At 73.2% G+C, this 17,598-nt stretch carries 13 protein-coding genes; 5 read left to right on the top strand and 8 right to left on the bottom strand.

Annotated features, from left to right (window positions below):
• Window positions 1-85: 85 nt before the first annotated feature.
• Together ACFRAV_RS22200 and ACFRAV_RS22195 are read right to left on the bottom strand one after the other, a co-directional pair.
• Window positions 86-730, bottom strand: coding sequence for a GNAT family N-acetyltransferase (locus tag ACFRAV_RS22200; RefSeq protein ID WP_382557997.1), 645 nt, complete (start codon window positions 728-730; stop codon window positions 86-88).
• On the bottom strand, window positions 651-1,658 hold the full coding sequence (locus tag ACFRAV_RS22195; RefSeq protein ID WP_382557996.1) for an EamA family transporter: 1,008 nt from the start codon (window positions 1,656-1,658) through the stop codon (window positions 651-653). Before ACFRAV_RS22195 ends, ACFRAV_RS22200 begins: the two co-directional genes overlap by 80 nt.
• A 110-nt stretch (window positions 1,659-1,768) precedes the next feature.
• Between ACFRAV_RS22195 and ACFRAV_RS22190 the strand changes: the two genes are divergently transcribed.
• From ACFRAV_RS22190 to ACFRAV_RS22180, 3 genes are all read left to right on the top strand, one after another.
• The gene (locus tag ACFRAV_RS22190) at window positions 1,769-2,680 is read left to right on the top strand and encodes a LysR substrate-binding domain-containing protein (protein WP_382557995.1); all 912 of its coding nucleotides are present in this window, start codon (window positions 1,769-1,771) and stop codon (window positions 2,678-2,680) included.
• 793 nt (window positions 2,681-3,473) lie between these two features.
• Window positions 3,474-5,330 carry a glycoside hydrolase family 3 protein gene (locus ACFRAV_RS22185; RefSeq protein WP_382557994.1) on the top strand — a complete coding sequence of 619 codons (1,857 nt, stop codon included), beginning with the start codon at window positions 3,474-3,476 and terminating at the stop codon, window positions 5,328-5,330.
• A 282-nt stretch (window positions 5,331-5,612) separates the two neighbouring features.
• Complete coding sequence (locus tag ACFRAV_RS22180; protein WP_382557993.1) at window positions 5,613-6,248, top strand: hypothetical protein; 636 nt, start codon at window positions 5,613-5,615, stop codon at window positions 6,246-6,248.
• Window positions 6,249-6,364: 116 nt separating this feature from the next.
• Here ACFRAV_RS22180 and ACFRAV_RS22175 read toward each other — a convergent pair whose 3' ends face one another.
• From ACFRAV_RS22175 to ACFRAV_RS22165, 3 genes are all read right to left on the bottom strand, one after another.
• Complete coding sequence (locus ACFRAV_RS22175) at window positions 6,365-7,834, bottom strand: aminopeptidase (protein WP_382557992.1); 1,470 nt, start codon at window positions 7,832-7,834, stop codon at window positions 6,365-6,367.
• A 144-nt stretch (window positions 7,835-7,978) separates the two neighbouring features.
• Complete coding sequence (locus ACFRAV_RS22170; protein WP_382557991.1) at window positions 7,979-8,581, bottom strand: TIGR03086 family metal-binding protein; 603 nt, start codon at window positions 8,579-8,581, stop codon at window positions 7,979-7,981.
• Window positions 8,582-8,668: 87 nt separating this feature from the next.
• Window positions 8,669-12,448, bottom strand: a complete 3,780-nt coding sequence (locus ACFRAV_RS22165; protein ID WP_382557990.1) for an ABC transporter ATP-binding protein — start codon at window positions 12,446-12,448, stop codon at window positions 8,669-8,671.
• A gap of 114 nt (window positions 12,449-12,562) precedes the next feature.
• Between ACFRAV_RS22165 and ACFRAV_RS22160 the strand changes: the two genes are divergently transcribed.
• The gene (locus ACFRAV_RS22160) at window positions 12,563-13,132 is read left to right on the top strand and encodes a Uma2 family endonuclease (protein ID WP_382557989.1); all 570 of its coding nucleotides are present in this window, start codon (window positions 12,563-12,565) and stop codon (window positions 13,130-13,132) included.
• 94 nt (window positions 13,133-13,226) lie between these two features.
• Entirely contained in the window at window positions 13,227-14,027 is an 801-nt protein-coding gene (locus tag ACFRAV_RS22155) for a phosphatase (protein ID WP_382557988.1), read from the top strand.
• On the opposite strand, the gene ACFRAV_RS22150 is transcribed toward ACFRAV_RS22155, so the two are convergent.
• The 3 genes from ACFRAV_RS22150 to ACFRAV_RS22140 form a co-directional block, all read right to left on the bottom strand.
• Window positions 14,015-14,914, bottom strand: a complete 900-nt coding sequence (locus ACFRAV_RS22150) for a cation diffusion facilitator family transporter (RefSeq protein WP_382558011.1) — start codon at window positions 14,912-14,914, stop codon at window positions 14,015-14,017. The genes ACFRAV_RS22155 and ACFRAV_RS22150 overlap by 13 nt on opposite strands.
• A 453-nt stretch (window positions 14,915-15,367) precedes the next feature.
• A complete protein-coding gene (locus ACFRAV_RS22145; RefSeq protein ID WP_382557987.1) occupies window positions 15,368-16,255 on the bottom strand; it encodes an acyl-CoA thioesterase in 888 nt (295 codons plus the stop codon).
• A gap of 22 nt (window positions 16,256-16,277) precedes the next feature.
• Complete coding sequence (locus tag ACFRAV_RS22140) at window positions 16,278-17,435, bottom strand: acyl-CoA dehydrogenase family protein (protein ID WP_382557986.1); 1,158 nt, start codon at window positions 17,433-17,435, stop codon at window positions 16,278-16,280.
• Window positions 17,436-17,598: the final 163 nt, after the last annotated feature.

Below are 17,598 nucleotides of genomic sequence, written 5' to 3'. Positions count from 1 at the left end.
CTGTGGACCGGGCCCCTTCGGTTTCTCCCCCCGCCAGAAGCTTTTCCGATCCCCCCGGATCCCCCTCCAGAACTCCTGACGCCGACTAAGACCGGCGGGGTGGGGCGGAGGTTGTACGGCCGGACAAGATTTTTTCGAGTTTCTCGCGAACCTCCGTCCAGTCCTCCGCGAGGACCGCGTGGACGGCCGTGTCGCGCAGCCGGCCCTCCTCCCCCGGGACCCGGGAGACGCCCCAGCCGCGCAGCACTCCCTCGGGCCGGGCCCCCACCCGTTCCATCGCGGCACGGGACCGGGCGTTGCGGGCGTCCGTCATCAGGTCCACCCGGCCGACACCCCAGCCCTCGAACGCCTGCCGGAACAGCAGCAGCTTGGCCTCGGCGTTGACGCCGGTGCCCTGGGCCGAGCGGCCCAGCCAGGTCCACCCCACCTCGACCGCGTCCAGCCGCCCGGGCGTCCGCCAGGCGCGCGGCGTGCAGAAGGACGTGCAGCCGACGGCGCGGCCGGTGACCAGGGATATCTGCGCGTAGGGCGCGACCGTCCCCTCCTCGGCGCGTCCCCGCTGGGTGGCGATGTAGCCCGGGACCTCGTCCGCGCGGGGCACCCAGGTCCAGGCGAAGGTGGACCGGTCCTCCTCCGCCGCGACGGCCAGGTCAGCCGCGTGCCGCGGGTGCAGCGGCTCCAGCCGTACCCGTGAGCCCTCCAGCGGTGGAGCGGTCAGCCGGAAGGTCATCCGGGTCCTCCTTCGTCGGTGCGTCCGCCGTGGAGTCTGCACCACCGACCCCTCCGGCGACCACGCGGCTGCGGCCCGGGCGCACGAGGGAGGTCATGGCGACGCCGACGACCAGCAGGGCGGCGGCGGCCCAGCGCAGCGGGCTCACCGTCTCGTCCAGCAGGAGCCAGGCGGAGGCCATCCCGAAGACCGGCACCAGCAGCGAGAACGGGGCCACCGTGGAGGCCGGGTACCGCTTGATCAGCCAGCCCCAGGCGCCGAAGCCGAAGACGGTGCTGACCCAGGCGATGAACAGGATCACCCCGACGCCCTCCATGTCGAGAGCGCGCAGGGCCGCCAGGTCGCGGTCGGCGCCCTCGGTGAGCAGCGAGAGGGCCAGCAGAGGGAGCACGGGCACGGTGCTCACCCAGACCATGAAGTTGAGCGCGTCCGGCGGGGCCGCCTTGCGGGTGAGGACGTTGGACACGCCCCAGCAGGCGCCGCCGAGGATCACCAGGGCGAAGGCGTGCAGGGGCCCCGTCGTCCCCTCGTCCACGGCCGCCACCGCTATCCCGGCGACCGCGACCGTCATGCCGGCGACCCGCAGGCCGGTGAGCCGTTCGCCGAGCACGGCGAAGGCGAACAGCGCGGTGAAGACGGCCTGGATCTGCAGGACCAGCGAGGTGAGCCCGGCGGGCATGCCCTGGTCCATGCCGACGAAGACCAGCCCGAACTTGGCCACGCCCAGGGCGAGGCCGACGCCCACGATCCACTTCCACGCGACCTTCGGCCGCCCTACCAGGAAGACGGCCGGCAGGGCGGCGAGGAGGAACCGCAGCGCGGACAGCAGGAGGGGCGGGAAGTGGTCGAGGCCGACCTCGATCACCACGAAGTTGACGCCCCAGGTGGCCGCCACACACACGGCCAGCAGGAGATGAGTAGGTCGCATGCGTCGAGCATCCGTCGCCACCACCGTGAAGCACCAGCGATGATTGCTGCACGGGTGGATGTAGGAACGCTGAATCGACGGGCGGAGTCCGTCGCGAGGGAGGCCGGACCATGCTGGACCTTCAGCGGTTGCGCGCGCTGCACGCGGTCGCCGTGCACGGAACCGTCAACGCGGCGGCGGAGTCGCTGGGTTACACGCCCTCCGCGGTGTCCCAGCAGATCGCCAAGCTGGAACGCGAGACCCGCACGGTGCTCCTGGAGCGGCAGGGCCGGGGCGTGCGGCTCACCGAGGACGCGCGTCAGCTGGCCGAGACGGCGCGGGCTCTGCTGGGCCTGGTGGAGCAGGCGGAAGCGGCCCTGGAGGAGCGGCGCGGGGAGCCGTCGGGGCGGCTGACGGTCGCCGCCTTCCCCTCGGCCGCGCGCGGGCTGATGCCGGGGGTGCTCGCCGACCTGGCGGCGCGTCACCGGGCGCTGGACCTGCGGCTCAGCGAGGTGGACCCGCACCTGTCGGTGGGGATGGTGGCCAAGGGCGCCGTCGACATGGCGGTGACGCACGACTGGGACGTGGCCCCGATGGCGCTCCCGCCGGGGCTGGCGCGGCGGCGGATCGGCGAGGACCACAGCGACCTGCTGGTCCCGCGGGGGCACCCGCTGGCCGGCCGGTCGGGGGTGCGGGGCGAGGAACTGGCGGGCCAGGACTGGGTCTGCCAGCCGCCGGGGCGGGTCTGCCACGACTGGCTGCTGCGGACCATGCGGTCGGCCGGGCACGAACCACGGGTGGTCCACACCGCCGACGAGAACCCCACCCTGGTGGCACTGGTGGCGGCCGGGCTCGGGGTGGCGGTGATCCCCCGCCTGGGCCGGGGGCCGCTGCCCGAGGAGGTGGTGACGGTGCCGATGGAACCGGTGCCGGTGCGGCGGCTGTACGCGGTGTGGCGGCAGGAGGCGGCCCGCCGTCCGGCCGTCACGGAGACGGTGCGGACGCTGCGGTCGCGATGGCGGGGCATGACCGGGGAACCGTGAGCGGCGGTGGCGCGTCCAAGGGCCGCGCTGCCGGAGCAGTCACCGCGGAGCGGCCGACCGGCCACCTGTGGGGGCCGGTTTCCCCCTCCCTCCCCGCCCGCGGACCGGCAGCCCGGCCGTCACCGGCGCCGCCCCCTCCTGCGCGCCGGTGACGGCCCACCGGGGCCCCGACCGCGTCGTTCCTGGCCCCCGGATGCCCACCTGCCCGACCGGGCTCCCCGGACGACCGCCCGCCCCACCGGGCCTCCCTGATGACCGCCTGCCCCCACCAGGCGTCCCCTGGCCCCGGGTCCGGCGCCCGTCGCGGCCCCGGTCGCCGTGTCCGGGTCCGGACCGGATGGGGAACGGTCCCCGCGCCCGGACCCCACCTGTCCGGGAGGGGCCGGTCGGCCGGCTGGCAGACACGGTCCGCCACCCGTGGCCGCCTGCCCCCACCGGGCCGGCCCCATGGCCCCCTTCGCCCCCACACACCCCACTTGTCCGGGCGGGGCCGGTCGGCCGCCGCGGTCGGCACTCTGCACCGCGGTCCGACGCTGGTTTCCGCCGCCGCGGTCCGCCATGCCGCACCGCGGGCCGCACCCCGCCCCGCCGTTCCGGTTCGCCGTGACCGGCACGGCAAGCCCGGCCCGCCCGCCCGGCGCCCCGCCCGCCCGGGAGGCCCCGCAGCACCCCCGCGCCGCCCCCGTCCGCCGCGCCGCACAGGCACGCATCGTGCCGCGACCCTTGACCGAAAGAAACTTCCCCGATATTCGTGGCCCCTCGGAAGTTTCCTTCATCCAAGGAAGGGGCGCACGTGCGCGACTCCAGCACGGGTAGTTCCGGAAACACCGCTTCGGGCAGGACCCGGCCCTCAAGACGCACCGTCCTCGCCGCCACCGCGGGCATCGCCGCGGTCCTGGCGGCCGGTACCCCCGCCCTCGCCGCCGACGACCCGGCGACCGTGGACGACGAGCAACTGCGCGCCCTCATCTCCGGGATGACACTGGAGGAGAAGGTCGGCCAGCTCTTCGTGATGCGGGTCTACGGCCACTCGGCGACCGCCCCGGACCAGGCCGACGTCGACGCCAACCTCAAGGAGATCGGCGTCCGCACCGCGGCCGAACTGATCGAGAAGTACCGGCTCGGCGGCATCATCTACTTCGCCTGGGCCCACAACACCCGCGACCCGCACCAGATCGCGGACCTCTCCAACGGCATCCAGAAGGCCTCCCTGGACCTGCCCCGCGGGCTGCCGATGCTGATCGCCACGGACCAGGAGCACGGCATCGTCGCCCGGGTCGGCAAGCCGGCCACCCTGCTGCCGGGCGCGATGGCGCTGGGCGCGAGCGGATCGAAGTCCGACGCCAAGGCGCTGGGCCGGGTGGCCGGCGCGGAGCTGGCCGCGCTGGGCATCCGTCAGAACTACTCCACGGTCTGCGACGTGAACGTCAACCCGGCCAACCCGGTGATCGGCGTGCGCTCGCTGGGCGCGGACCCGCAGGCCGCGGCCCGGCTGGCCGCCGCCGAGGTGGTCGGCTACCAGAACTCCGGGGTGGCGGCCACCGCCAAGCACTTCCCCGGTCACGGCGACACCGCCGTCGACAGCCACTACGGCTTCCCGATCATCACCCACAGCCGCGAGGAGTGGGAGACGGTGGACGCCCCGCCGTTCCGGGCGGCCATCCGGGCGGGGATCGACTCCATCATGACCGCCCACCTGATGGTTCCCGCGCTGGACCCGTCCGGCGACCCGGCCACCCTCTCCCGGCCGATCCTCACCGGCATCCTGCGCGAGGAGCTCGGCTACGACGGCGTGGTCGTCACCGACTCCCTCGGCATGCAGGGTGTGCGCAGCAAGTACGGCGACGCGCGGGTGGCGGTGATGGCCGTCCAGGCCGGCGTCGACCAGCTGCTCAACCCGCCGGACCTGAACGTCTCCTGGAACGCGGTGCTGGACGCGGTCCGGTCCGGCGAGCTCACCGAGGCGCGGCTGGAGGAATCGATTCTGCGGATCCTCCGCCTCAAGGCGAAGCTGGGCCTGTTCCAGGACCCGTACGTCACCCACCACGGCGTCGACCAGGCGGTGGGCACCGGCGCCCACTACAAGGCGGCCGAGCGGATCGCGGACCACACGACCACGCTGCTGGTCAACGAGGGCGGCCTGCTGCCGCTGCACCGGCTCCGTCACCGCAGGCTGCTGGTGGTGGGCCCCGACCCGGCCTCCCCGTCCCTGTCCGACGGCCCCACCACCAAGGTGATCGCCGCGGCGCTCGCCGAGTCCGGCTTCACCACCACGGCCCTGACCACCGGGACGGCGCCCTCCGCCACCGTCATCGCGGGCGCGGTCACGGCGGCCGCCGACGCGGACGCGGTGGTGGTCGCCACGTACAACGTGACGGCGAGCAGCACGCAGAAGACGCTGGTGAGGCGACTGCAGGAGACCGGGAAGCCGGTCGTCGTGGTGGCGGTGCGCAACCCGTACGACGTGGCGCACCTGGACGGCGTGCCGGCGGTGCTGGCCTCCTACTCCTGGACGGACACCGAGGTGCGGGCGGCGGCGCGGGTCATCGCCGGGCGGGTCTCGCCCAGCGGGAAGCTGCCGGTGCCGGTGCAGCGGGCGGACGCCCCTGACCAGGTGCTCTTCCCGATCGGGTACGGGCTGAGCTACTGAGGAACGGCGGTGCCGGGGCCGGTCCAGGGGCGGATGGACCCCGGCACCGCTGCCGAGCGCGCGAGCCCGGCGGCAGGCGGCAGCGGGCGGGCGCGTGCGGGTGGTCCGCAGCGGGTGCTCAGCGGGTGGACGGGGGCCGCAGGAGGCCGTAGGCCGCCGCCCGTCATGCGCCGTACCCGCTCTGCGCCCGTCGGCGTGCCACCCGCTCCGGTCGGCCCATTTCCTCCCGAACGCCTGGCGCGTCCCGCTCCGCGCGGGGCAGGCTGCTGCGGGGGGACGGAGATGCGACGTGGTGCTGTGCGGGTGGCGGGCGCGCTGCTGCTCGTCGTCCTGACGGCGGCGGGCTGCGCGCGGACCGCGCCGGCCGGGGCCGGGGGATCCGGCGACGGGCGGGTGGAGGCCCGTTCGTCGCCGACGGTCGCGGCGGCCGGCGAAGGTCCGGTGTTCCTGGCGGTGGGCCGGTGCAGCACCTCGGGAACCCGGAGCTTCGGCGAGGTGGCCTGCACCAGCGAGCGGGCGGTGGCCAAGGTGACCGCCCGTCACGAGGGGAGACGCACCGGCGGCCCGCGCTGCCCGGCCGACACCGACTTCGTGCTGCACGTCAGCGACCGGCACTCCGCCTCGGACGAGGACGGCGACGGGATCACCCCGCAGGGTTACGCCTGCATGCGCAATCTCCAGCCGCCGCATCCGGGCGACCCGGGGGGCGGGGGCGGCCCGCTCACGGTGGTCGGCGACTGCCTCTACGCCACCGGCCGGGGCGAGGTCCGGGAGACCGCCTGCGACGGACGGGGCGGGAGGAAGCCGCAGTTCGAGGTGACCCGGGCGGTCGCGGACCGCGACCGGTGCCCGTCGTCCACGGCGCTGTACGTGCGGCTGGGCGGGAGCCTGCCGGTCGGGTGCGCCCGCAAGGTGTGACCGTACCCCGGTCCCGCGTCGTGCGGGACCGGGGTACGGACGGACCCGCACCACGCGGGTCGGACTCGGCCCAGGAGCCAAGCCCAGAAGCTCGGGGGCTCAGCCCGGGAGCGTCGTCACGGGCGCAGGTTCGGCTCCCGCTCCACGTCCCGCTTGTCCAGCTTGGCGTCCCACTTCGCGAGCGGCTTCGCCTTGGTCGGGTCCGACTGGACGGAGGCCGGGGCGACACCCGCCCACTCGAGGATGCGGGCGGTGGCCAGCGCCTTCTCCTCGGGCACCAGACCGGCCACGTTGGCGCCGTGGTTCATCCCGGGCGCGGTCAGCACGTAGGAGTCCTTGGCGCCCTTGCTCAGGTGGAACCGCTCGGCGCCCCACGGGTCGTTCTGCCCGTAGACGAACAGCATCTGACGGGCGTTCTTGCGCACCCAGTTGTCCACGTCGCGCATCGCCGACGGCTGGAACGACATCGGGATCGAGCGGGGGACGAAGTTCCGCGGCGGCTGGTAGCCGTAGCGGATCAGCTCGTCCTCGATGTACGGGAAGGTGATCGTGGGGGCGCCCAGCTGGGTGCCGGCCTGGTAGTAGTACGGCGTGTACGGGCTCAGGCCCTGGTCGGTGTAGAAGCTGAACCCGGAGATCGTGTCGACGGAGTTCCAGATCTCCTCGTCGGTGGCGTTCGCCGCGTCCGCCGGGATCGACTCGCAGTCGGCGAGGGTGCTGTACTGCCAGAAGCCCCACACGTAGTCCAGCACCACGGCCTCGTAGGCGCGGTCCATGGAGCCGATGGTGTCGAAGGTCCAGCCGTTCTCCGCGGCGGCCGCCTCGTAACGCTTCATCAGCGCGTCACGACGGACCAGCGCCTCGCGCTGCACGCCGTTGAGGCGGTCGCGGCACTCCTTGGTGCCGACGCGGGCGAAGAACGCGTCGTAGGCGGAGTCCTCCTTGTTCACCACGTCGTTGGGGGCGACGTAGGCGACCACGCCGTCCATGTCGCGCGGGTAGAAGCGCTCGTAGTAGGTGGCGGTCATGCCGCCCTTGGAGCCGCCGGTGGACAGCCAGTTCTCGGCGTAGATCGGCTTGAGCGCCGCGAAGATGCGGTGCTGGTCGCTGGCCGCCTGCCAGATGTCCAGGTCCGACCAGTCGGCCGGGTCCGGGCGGGACGGCGAGAAGAACCGGTACTCCATGGAGATCTGGTTGCCGTCGACGATCTGGGTCGGCTCACGGCGGCTCGGGCTGGTGGAGACGCTGTAGCCGCCGGTGTAGAAGACCGTCGGGCGCGAGACGTCCTTGTGCAGCAGGGTGATGCGCTGCTGGAACGTGCCCTTGGACGGGTCGCGGTGGTCCACCGGCTGGGTGTAGTTGAGCACGAAGAAGCGGTAGCCGCTGTACGGCTTCTCCTGGATCAGGCTCATCCCGGGTATCGAGAGCAGCCGGTCCAGGATGTCCGCGGAGGCGGCGGCCTGGGCCGCCGTTGCCGCGGTGGTGGTGTCGGTGGCGTCGGGCTGGACGGCGGTGGCCGTCCCGGCCGTGCCCAGCGTGCCCATCAGCACACCGAGTGCCATCGCCCCTCTGAGCGCCTTGCGCATGCACCCTCCCCTGGGAGACATAGGTGGCCCGAACCTACCCGCGCCACCGCTCCATCACCAGGCCCGCACGCGCACCGGAGCACCACCGGGCTCCTCCTGACGCAGCGGGACCTGCGCCCGCCCGGTGGCTCCGGCTCCGTCCCCTCACTCCCGGTCGGCCGGGCGGCGCCACGCCGGGTCCCGGCCGGCCAGCCCCAGGGCGCGGTCGAACAGCGGTGCGGTCGGTTCCACGGCGACCTCTGGCCCGAACACCCCGTACGTGCGCGCCATGTCGGCCTTGCCCGCGATGTCCTCGTACAGCGCCGCGGCGAGTTCCTCGTCCACGGTCGGCTTCCGCCCGGTGGCCACCGCCAGGTCCCAGCCGTGCAGCAGCCACTCCCCCAGCACGATTCCTCCGACGAAACGGGCGGGCATCCGCGCGGTCCCCGCAAGCGACGTCTCGCCGGTCCACGCCTCGGGAGTGCTCCAGACGGCTGCGGCCGCCGCGGCCTCGGCGGCGTACCTCTCGGCCCAGTCCGGCTCCGCGGTGAAGTCGTGGTCCTGCGCGACCTCGTCCCCCGGCGACGGGGACTGCTTGCGTCCCGCGGCCTGCGCCCGTTCGCCGGTGAACCGGATCAGGTGGTTCACCAGCGCGCCGGTCCTCATGTCCGGACACGGCGTGGGCAGGTCGAACGCGTCCGGACCGGTCCCCCGGACGATGTCCACCGCCACCGCGGCGGCACGGCCCATCAGGAGTCTCGTCTCCATGTCGTCCCCTCTCCTCGTGTCGTCAGGCAGGTTAGACAGGAGGAGAGGGGACGGGCGGTCGAACACACGCGACGGCGCGCCGCCCGGTCAGCGGAGGTCGGCGGCGGGCTCGGGGGCGCCGATGAAGGTCTGCCAGAGGGCGGCGTAGCGGCCGCCGCGGGCGAGCAGCTCATCGTGGGTGCCGTCCTCGGCGACGCGGCCGTGGTCCATGACGATCACCCGGTCCGCTCGGGCCGCGGTGGTGAGCCGGTGGGCCACCACCAGGGTGGTGCGGCGGCCGGCCAGCTTCTCGGTGGCCGCGTTGACCGCCGCCTCCGTGGCGAGGTCCAGCGCCGCCGTCGCCTCGTCGAGCAGCAGCACGTCCGGGTCCACCAGCTCCGCCCGGGCCAGCGCGATCAGCTGCCGCTGGCCCGCGGAGAGGTTCCGCCCCCGCTCGGCGACCTCGTGCAGGTAGCCGCCCTCCAGCGTCGCGATCATCTCGTGCGCGCCGACCGCCCGCGCCGCCGCCTCGACCTCGGCGTCGGTCGCGTCCGGCCGCCCGTAGGCGATGGCGTCCCGGACCGTGCCGGGGAAGAGATAGGCCTCCTGCGGCACCACGCCCAGCCGCTGCCGGTACCCGGTGAGGTCCAGCTCGCGCAGGTCGCGGCCGTCGGCGGTGACCCGCCCGCGGACCGGGTCGTAGTAGCGGGCGACCAGCTTGACCAGCGTGGACTTCCCCGCGCCGGTCTCGCCGACGAAGGCCACCGTCTGCCCGGCCGGGATCCGCAGGTCGATGCCCGTCAGCGCGTTCCCGCCGCCGGAGTCGTCGTCCGGCCCCTCGCCGGCCGCCCCCTCCGCGCCGTAGGCGAAGTGGACGTCCTCGAAGACGATCTCCCCTGCCAGCTTCCGCACCGGCACCGGCTTGTCCGCGGCCTCGGTGGAGGTGGGCTCCCGCAGCAGCTCCTGGACCCGGCCCAGCGAGACCGAGGCCTGCTGGTACCCGTCGAAGACCTGCGAGAGCTGCTGCACGGGCGCGAAGAAGAGGTCGATGTAGAGGAGGTAGGCGACCAGCGCGCCCGCCGTCAGGGTGCCTGCGGCGATCCGCCCGGCGCCCGCCCACAGCACGGCCGCCGAGGCGACCGTGGCGAGGAACTGCACGAACGGGAAGTACACCGAGATCAGCCACTGTCCGCGGATGCGGGCCCGGCGGTACAGGTCGCTGCGCTCGGCGAACCGCTCGCCGCCGGAGCCCTCCCGGCCGAACGCCTGCAGGATGCGCAGCCCGGCGACGGACTCCTGGAGGTCGGCGTTGACCGTGGAGACCCGCTCCCGGGCCAGCTCGTACGCCTTCACGCTCGCCCGGCGGAAGAAGTAGGTGGAGACGATCAGCGGCGGCAGTGTCGCGAAGACGATCAGCGCCAGTTCGACGTCGAGCACCAGCAGGGCGGCCATGATGCCGAAGAAGGTGACCACCGAGACGAACGCGGTGACCAGTCCGGTCTGCAGGAAGGTCGCCAGCGCGTCCACGTCCGTGGTCATCCGCGTCATGATCCGGCCGGTGAGCTCGCGCTCGTAGTAGTCCAGGCCGAGCCGCTGGAGCTGGGCGAAGATCTTCAGCCGCAGCGCGTACAGCACCCGTTCGCCGGTCCGGCCGGTCATCCGCATCTCGCCCACCTGGGCCGCCCACTGCGTGAGCACCACGGCCAGCGCGATCAGCGAGGCCGTCCACACGCCGCCGAGCGCGACCCGCTGGACGCCGTCGTCGATGCCGTTGCGGATCAGGACGGGGAGCAGCAGGCCCATGCCGGCGTCGATCGCGACCAGCAGCAGGCTGACCGTGAGCACCCCGCCGAAGCCCCGCAGCAGGCGGCGGAGGTTGTAGTCCTTCTCCGGCCGGCCGGCGCGTGCCTCGTCGACCTCCGGGGTGTCGGTGGCGGGGGGCAGCGCGTCGACCTTGGCCAGCAGCTCCGGTGTGGCGGGCATGCCCTCCAGGGCGGGGTCGCGCGGCTCGCGGTCGCCCGTCCACAGGCGGGGGGTGATGCCGCGCTCGGCGCAGTACTCGGCGTCCAGTTCGTCGCGAACGGTGGTGTCCGTGGACTCCTCTCCGGCGCGTCCGGCGGCTGCCCGGACGTGGCCCGGGGACATGCCGCCGAGCTCGTCGGGGTCGGTGAGCAGGCCGCGGTAGAGGGCGCAGCGCGCGGTGAGCTCCTCGTGGGTGCCGATGTCGGCGAGGCGGCCGCCGTCGAGGACCGCGATGCGGTCGGCGAGGTTCAGGGTGGAGCGGCGGTGGGCGATGAGCAGGGTCGTGCGGCCCTCCATGACGTGCCGCAGCGCCTCGTGGATCTCGTGCTCGACACGGGCGTCGACGGCGGAGGTGGCGTCGTCGAGGACCAGCAGGCGCGGGTCGGTGAGGATGGCGCGGGCCAGCGCGACGCGCTGGCGCTGGCCGCCGGAGAGGGTGAGGCCGTGCTCGCCGACCTTGGTGGCGTAGCCCTCGGGCAGCGCGGCGATGAAGTCGTGGGCCTGGGCCGCGCGGGCGGCCCGCTCGACCTCCGCGTCGGTGGCCTCGGGGCGGCCGTAGGCGATGTTGTCGCGGACCGACTCGGAGAAGAGGAAGGAGTCCTCGGGCACCATGCCGATCGCGGCGCGCAGCGACCGCAGGGTCAGTTCCCGCACGTCACGGCCGCCGATGCGGACGCTGCCGCCGGTGGCGTCGTAGAAGCGGGGCAGCAGCAGCGAGACCGTGGACTTGCCGGAGCCGGAGGAGCCGACCACGGCCAGCGTCTCGCCGGGGCGTATGGCGAACGAGAGGCCGTTCAGGACGGGGCGGGTGTCGTTGTAGGAGAAAGAGACGTCGTCGAACTCGACGGTGGCGGGCGCGTCGGCGGGCAGTTCGGCGGCGCCGTCCCGGAAGCTCGGCTCGGTGTCGATCAGCTCCAGCACGCGTTCGGTGCCGGCCCGGGCCTGCTGGCCGACGGTGAGCACCATGGCGAGCATGCGGACCGGGGAGACCAACTGGGCCAGGTAGGCGGAGAAGGCGACGAAGGTGCCGAGCGTGATGTGCCCCTCGACCGCGAGCCAGCCGCCGAGGGCCAGCATGGCGACCTGCCCGAGGGCGGGCACGGCCTGCAGGGCGGGGGTGTAGGTGGCGTTGAGCTTGATGGTGCGCAGGCGCCCGGCGAAGAGGCGGCGGCCGACGGCGCGGAGCTTGCCGGTCTCCTGCTCCTCCTGGCCGAAGCCCTTGACCACCCGGACTCCGGTGACGGCGCCGTCGACCACACCGGCGACGGCGGCGGCCTGCGCCTGGGCGTACCAGGTGGCCGGGTGCAGCTTGGCGCGGCTGCGGCGGGCGATCCACCACAGGGCGGGGGCGACGGCGACCGCGACGGCGGTCAGCGGGAGGGACAGGGCGGCCATGATGCCCAGGGAGATGAGGAAGAGCAGGATGTTGCCGATCGTCATCGGCAGCATGAACAGCAGGCCCTGGATCAGCTGGAGGTCGCTGGTCGCCCGCCCGACCACCTGGCCGGTGGACAGCTCGTCCTGGCGGCGGCCGTCGAGGCGGGTGATGGTGCGGTACATGTCCGTGCGCAGTTCGTGCTGCACGTCCAGGGCGAGGCGTCCGCCGTAGTAGCGGCGGATGTAGGTCATCACGTAGACGACGAACGCGGCGGCGATCAGCAGGCCCGCCCAGTGGACCATCTCGCGGGACCGGTCGCCGATCACGTCGTCGATGATCACCTTGGTGATCAGCGGGATCAGCGCCATGACCGCCATGCCGGCCAGGGAGGAGCCGAGGGCGAGGATCACGTCCTTCGGATGCCGCCAGGCGTAGGCCGCCAGCCGGCGCGCCCAGCCGGGTCCGTTCTCCTGTTGCCGCTCCGTCACTCGGGGTGCCCTCCGTCGGTCCTGATCTTCCTCCAGGCACCAACGACGGCCGGAGCGGATTTCATCCCTCCGCAACAATCGGACCGTGCCGGCCCGGATCGCTACAGTGACTGCATGACCGCACTGCCCGACTGGATGCGCCCCCCGCGCGAGGAAGGCTGGCTCGCGGAGGACCTGGACCGCCTTCCCGAGGCACCTCGCCACACGGAGCTGATCGATGGAGCTCTCGTCTTCATGATGTCGCCACAGCGGTGGCGGCATGGCCACCTCGTCACCATGCTCACCGTCGCGCTCATGGAACAGGCGCCCGCCGACCTGCGGGTGAGCCGGGAGATGACGATAAGACTGGACGCCCGCAACCGGCCGGAGCCCGATCTCCTGGTCACCACGGCGGCCTACGAGGGCGACAGGACCTGGTTCACCCCGGAAGAGGTGCGCCTCGTCGTCGAGGTGGTCTCCCCCGAGTCCGCGCACCGCGACCGCACGGTCAAGCTGCGCAAGTACGCCGAGGCCGGGATCCCGCACTACTGGTGCGTGGAGGACGAGGACGGGTCTCCTGTCGTCCACGTGTACGAGCTGGACGGACCGACCGGCGTCTACGCCCCGGCCGGGATCTTCCGGGGGTCCCTGCGGCGGCCGGTGCCGTTCCGGATAGAGCTGGAACTGGACAAGCTGGTGCCGTGACATACGGCGACCGTGGCACAGGTCTCGGACGCGGGTTCGAGACCTGTGGACAATCCGCGGGACGTCCGGCCCGGCCTCCATCAGAATGGGTGACATGCCGATACCCGGGACCCCGACGCCCAGCCGTGACGAGCTGATCGACCACCTCGTGCGTACCCGTATCGCGGGGGACGTCGCCACGCCCCGCGAGAACAACCTGTCCCACTACCGCGCCCTGGCCAACGGTGACCGCTACTACTGGTTCGGCCTGGAGTTCGGCGACCGCTGGGCCGACGAGCAGGACGTGCTGGCCGTGATGGCGGAGCGGGTCGGGGTGGACGACGACCCGGCGCACCGGGTCGGGCAGGACACGATCGACCCGGAGCTGACGGTGTCCGGGCTGGAGCGGATGGCGGCCCGGCTGCGGAAGGCGGCGGAGGACCGGCAGCGGGTGCTGCTGGCCACCGGGCACCCCGGCGGGCTCCTGGACGTGCACCGGGCCACGGCGGCCGCGCTGCGTGCGGCGGGCTGCGAGGTCATGGTGATCCCCGAGGACCTGGGCACGGTGGAGGGCCGGGTGGTCCAGTTCGCCGACGTCGCCGTGGTGGAGCGCGGCGCGAGCCTCTGGCACACCCACTCGGGCGAGCCGATGCGGGCCATTCTCTTCGCGCTGGGCGAGGACAGCCGCCCGCTGCCGGATCTGGTGGTCGCCGACCACGGCTGGGCGGGCGCCGCCGCCCAGCACGGTGTGGACGCGGTGGGCTACGCGGACTGCAACGACCCGGCGCTGTTCGTGGCGGAGGCCGAGGGCACGCTCCAGGTGGCCGTGCCGCTCGACGACCATGTCCACAGCCCCCGGTACTACGACCCGATGACCGCCTACCTGCTCAGCGAGGCGGGGCTCTACGAGGGCTGACGCCGCCCCGGGGTCGGGTCCAGGTAGACCCGGCCGATCACCGGGAACGTCTCCCGCAGCCGCTGTTCCGCGAGGTCGCACGCCTGCTCGACCTCGGCGGCGCTGGAGACGTCCCGGAAGTCCACCTTGGCCGCCACCAGCGCCTCCCGCGGGCCCTGCACCAGGGTGGTGAGCTCCAGCACGTCCTCGATGTGCGGCACCGCCCGCAGCTCCTCCCGGATCCGCTCGCGGACCGGACGCGGCAGCGGGCGGCCCACCAGCAGTTCGACGTTGGACCGCCCGAGCACCCACGCCACGTAGAGCAGCAGCACGCCGATCAGCAGCGAGGCCACGCCGTCCCACACGCCCGAACCGGTGAGCTGGCCGCCCAGCAGGCCGAGCGCGGCCAGTGCGAGGCCGATCAGGGCCGCGGAGTCCTCCATCACCACGGCCTTGACGGCGGTGTCCGGGGTGTGGCGCAGGTACCGCTCGAAGCTCGTCCCGTGCCGCCGGGCCTCGCCGCGCGACTGCCGCAGTCCGGTCCGCAGGGAGATCCCCTCCAGCACGAACGCCACCGCGAGCACGATGTAGGAGATCAGCGGGTCCCCGAGTTCCTCCCCCTTCACCAGCGTGTGCACGCCGTCGTAGAAGGAGAAGACGGCGCCGCCGACGAAGGTGGCCACGGCGGCGAGCAGCGCCCAGACGTACCGTTCCGCGCCGTGGCCCAGGGGGTGGTCCTCGTCGGCGGGGTGGGCGCTGCGACGCAGGGCGACCAGCAGGAGGAGTTCGGTGACGGTGTCGGCGACGGAGTGGGCGGCCTCGGAGAGCATGGCGCTGGATCCGCTGATGACGCCGGCCACCGCCTTGGCCAGCGCGATGCCCAGGTTCGCCCCGGCGGCGACCAGCACGGTGAAGGTGCTGTCCCCGTCGTCGGAGGCCGCCTCGCCCTTCGACGCGCCGCCGCCCGCGAGGTGTCCGTCCTCCGGGAACGTCCCGTCCGGCCGGAGCGCGTCCTGCCGCGCGTCGTCGGGCTGGGCGCCGTCGGTCCGCGCGCCGACCGGTCCGGTGCCGTCGGGCCCCTCGGCGCCCGGTCGCGTGGTGTCAGGCCGCGTCGCGTCAGGCCGCACGTCGTCCGGTCCGGCGCCGAACGACCCCGCCCCGTCCGGCCGCACGTCGTCCGGCCGCGCGTCGTCGGGCCGCTTGTCGTCCGGCCGTCGGCCGCCGGGGGTATCCGTCATGCATCGAACGTTCCCCGGCCCCCGCACTTCTCACGCGGGACCGCGGGACCGCGGAGCCACAGGCCCGCGGGGCCCCGGCGCACGCGGGCACCCGGCACGGCGGCGGCGGACACCGGGCGTCGCTCAGGTCCCCCGCGGGACCCGCACCACGCCCTCCTGGATGACGGAGATCGCGAGCCGCCCGTCCCGCGTGTAGATGCGCGCCTGACCGAGCCCGCGCCCGCCGGAGGCGGACGGCGACTCCTGGTCGTAGAGCAGCCACTCGTCGGCCCGGAAGGGGCGGTGGAACCACATCGCGTGGTCCAGGGAGGCGCCCACCACGTCGCCGACGGCCCAGCCGCCGCGCCCGTGGGCGAGCAGCACGGAGTCCAGCAGCGTCATGTCGGAGACGTACGTGGCGAGGCAGACGTGCATCAGCGGGTCGTCGAGCGGCCCGTCGAGCTTGCCCGCCGTGCGGAACCACACCTGGGAACGGGGTTCCCGGGGCTCGCCCACGCTGCCCCAGGGCGGCGTGTTGACGTACCGCAGGTCCACGGCGGCGCGCGCGGCCAGCATTCGCTCCAGCATGTCCGGCGAGGCGTAGGCGTCGGCGTGGAGCGGCATCATCTGCTCGAACGTCGGCAGCGTCTCCGGGTCGGGGACCTCGGGCATCTGCGCCTGGTGGTCCAGCCCCTCCTCGTGCGCCTGGAAGGAGGCGGAGAGGTGGAAGATCGGCCGGCCGTGCTGGACGGCGACCACGCGCCGGGTGGTGAAGGACCGACCGTCACGGATCCGGTCCACCTCGTAGACGATCGGGGCGCCCGGGTCCCCGGCGACCAGGAAGTACGCGTGCAGCGAGTGCGCGAACCGGTCGGCGGGGACGGTGCGTCCCGCGGCGATCAGCGCCTGGGCCGCCACCTGTCCCCCGAAGACCCGGGGGACGACGGCGAACCGGGAGCGACCGCGGAAGATGTCGCGCTCGATCTGCTCCAGGTCGAGCAGATCGAGCAGCGACTGCAGTGCCTTGCTCATGTGCGGAAAGGTACGGGTTCCTCTACAGGCCCATGTCCTTGGCGATGATCGTCTTCATGATCTCGCTGGTGCCGCCGTAGATGCGGTTCACCCGGTTGTCCGCGTACAGGCGGGCGATCGGGTACTCGTTCATGTAGCCGTAGCCGCCGTGCAGCTGCAGGCAGCGGTCGATCACGCGGTGCGCGACCTCGGTGCAGAACAGCTTGGCGGAGGCGGCCTCGGCGGCGGTCAGCTCACCGGCGTCCAGGGCCTCCAGGGCGCGGTCGGCGACGGCCTCGGCCGCGTCCACCTCGGCCTTGCAGGCGGCCAGCTCGAACTTGGTGTTCTGGAAGGCGGCGACCGGCTGCCCGAAGACCGTGCGGTCCTGGGTGTAGCGCTTGGCGAACTCCACCGCGGCCGCGGCCTGGGCGTAGGCGCCGAAGGCGATGCCCCAGCGCTCGGAGGCCAGGTTCTTGCCGAGGTAGTAGAAGCCCTTGTTCTCCTCGCCCATCAGGTCCTCGGCCGGGACCTTGACGTCGACGAACGCGAGCTCGGCGGTGTCGGAGGTGCGCAGGCCGAGCTTGTCCAGCTTGCGGCCGATCGAGTAGCCCTCGGACTTCGTGTCGACGGCGAAGAGGGAGATGCCGTGACGGCGGTCCTCGGGGGTCGCCGGGGCGGTGCGGGCGCAGACGATCACGCGGTCGGCGTGCACGCCGCCGGTGATGAAGGTCTTGGAGCCGTTGAGGACGTAGTGGGTGCCGTCCTCGGAGAGCTTGGCGGTGGTCTTCATGCCGGCGAGGTCGGAGCCGGTGCCCGGCTCGGTCATCGCGATGGCCCACATCTCCTCGGCGGAGACGAACTTCGGCAGCCAGCGCTTCTTCTGGTCCGCCGTGGCCAGCATCTTGATGTACGGCAGGGCGAGCAGCACGTGCACGCCGGAGCCGCCGAAGTTCACGCCCGCGCGGGCGGTCTCCTCGTACTGGATGGCCTCGAACTTGTGGGTGTCCAGGCCGGCGCCGCCGAACTCCTCGTCGACGTTGATGCCGAAGAGGCCCAGCTCGGCCAGCTTGTAGTAGAACTCGCGGGGCACGATGCCCGCCTGGAACCACTCGTCGTAGACCGGGACGACCTCGGCCTCGATGAAGGCGCGCAGGGTCTCCCGGAACGCCTCGTGATCCTCGTTGAACACCGTACGGCGCACCGCCGCCACCTCCGCCTTCGTCCTGGCTGGTTGTCGCTTGTGAGCAGCACGATCTGGCTAAGCGCTTGCTCAGTCTTACCGTACCGGCGAGTAGGACACTCGTCCAGAGATGCACGGCCGAACGGGTCCGTAACGCACGTCACCCCCCGCCGCGGGACGGGAG

Source organism: Streptomyces sp. NPDC056600 (genome assembly GCF_042792855.1).
Classification (GTDB): Bacteria; Actinomycetota; Actinomycetes; order Streptomycetales; family Streptomycetaceae; genus Streptomyces.
The sequence above is the reverse complement of the archived record's forward strand: the minus strand, read 5'-3'. Positions and strand labels throughout refer to the sequence as shown.

Bases quoted from the DNA above. Each gene is read 5' to 3' on its own strand.
- ACFRAV_RS22200 (WP_382557997.1), bottom strand. From the start codon at position 730: ATGACCTTCCGGCTGACCGCTCCACCGCTGGAGGGCTCACGGGTACGG.
- ACFRAV_RS22195 (WP_382557996.1), bottom strand. From the start codon at position 1,658: ATGCGACCTACTCATCTCCTGCTGGCCGTGTGTGTGGCGGCCACCTGG.
- ACFRAV_RS22190 (WP_382557995.1), top strand. From the start codon at position 1,769: ATGCTGGACCTTCAGCGGTTGCGCGCGCTGCACGCGGTCGCCGTGCAC.
- ACFRAV_RS22180 (WP_382557993.1), top strand. From the start codon at position 5,613: ATGCGACGTGGTGCTGTGCGGGTGGCGGGCGCGCTGCTGCTCGTCGTC.
- ACFRAV_RS22175 (WP_382557992.1), bottom strand. From the start codon at position 7,834: ATGCGCAAGGCGCTCAGAGGGGCGATGGCACTCGGTGTGCTGATGGGC.
- ACFRAV_RS22170 (WP_382557991.1), bottom strand. From the start codon at position 8,581: ATGGAGACGAGACTCCTGATGGGCCGTGCCGCCGCGGTGGCGGTGGAC.
- ACFRAV_RS22160 (WP_382557989.1), top strand. From the start codon at position 12,563: ATGACCGCACTGCCCGACTGGATGCGCCCCCCGCGCGAGGAAGGCTGG.
- ACFRAV_RS22155 (WP_382557988.1), top strand. From the start codon at position 13,227: ATGCCGATACCCGGGACCCCGACGCCCAGCCGTGACGAGCTGATCGAC.
- ACFRAV_RS22145 (WP_382557987.1), bottom strand. From the start codon at position 16,255: ATGAGCAAGGCACTGCAGTCGCTGCTCGATCTGCTCGACCTGGAGCAG.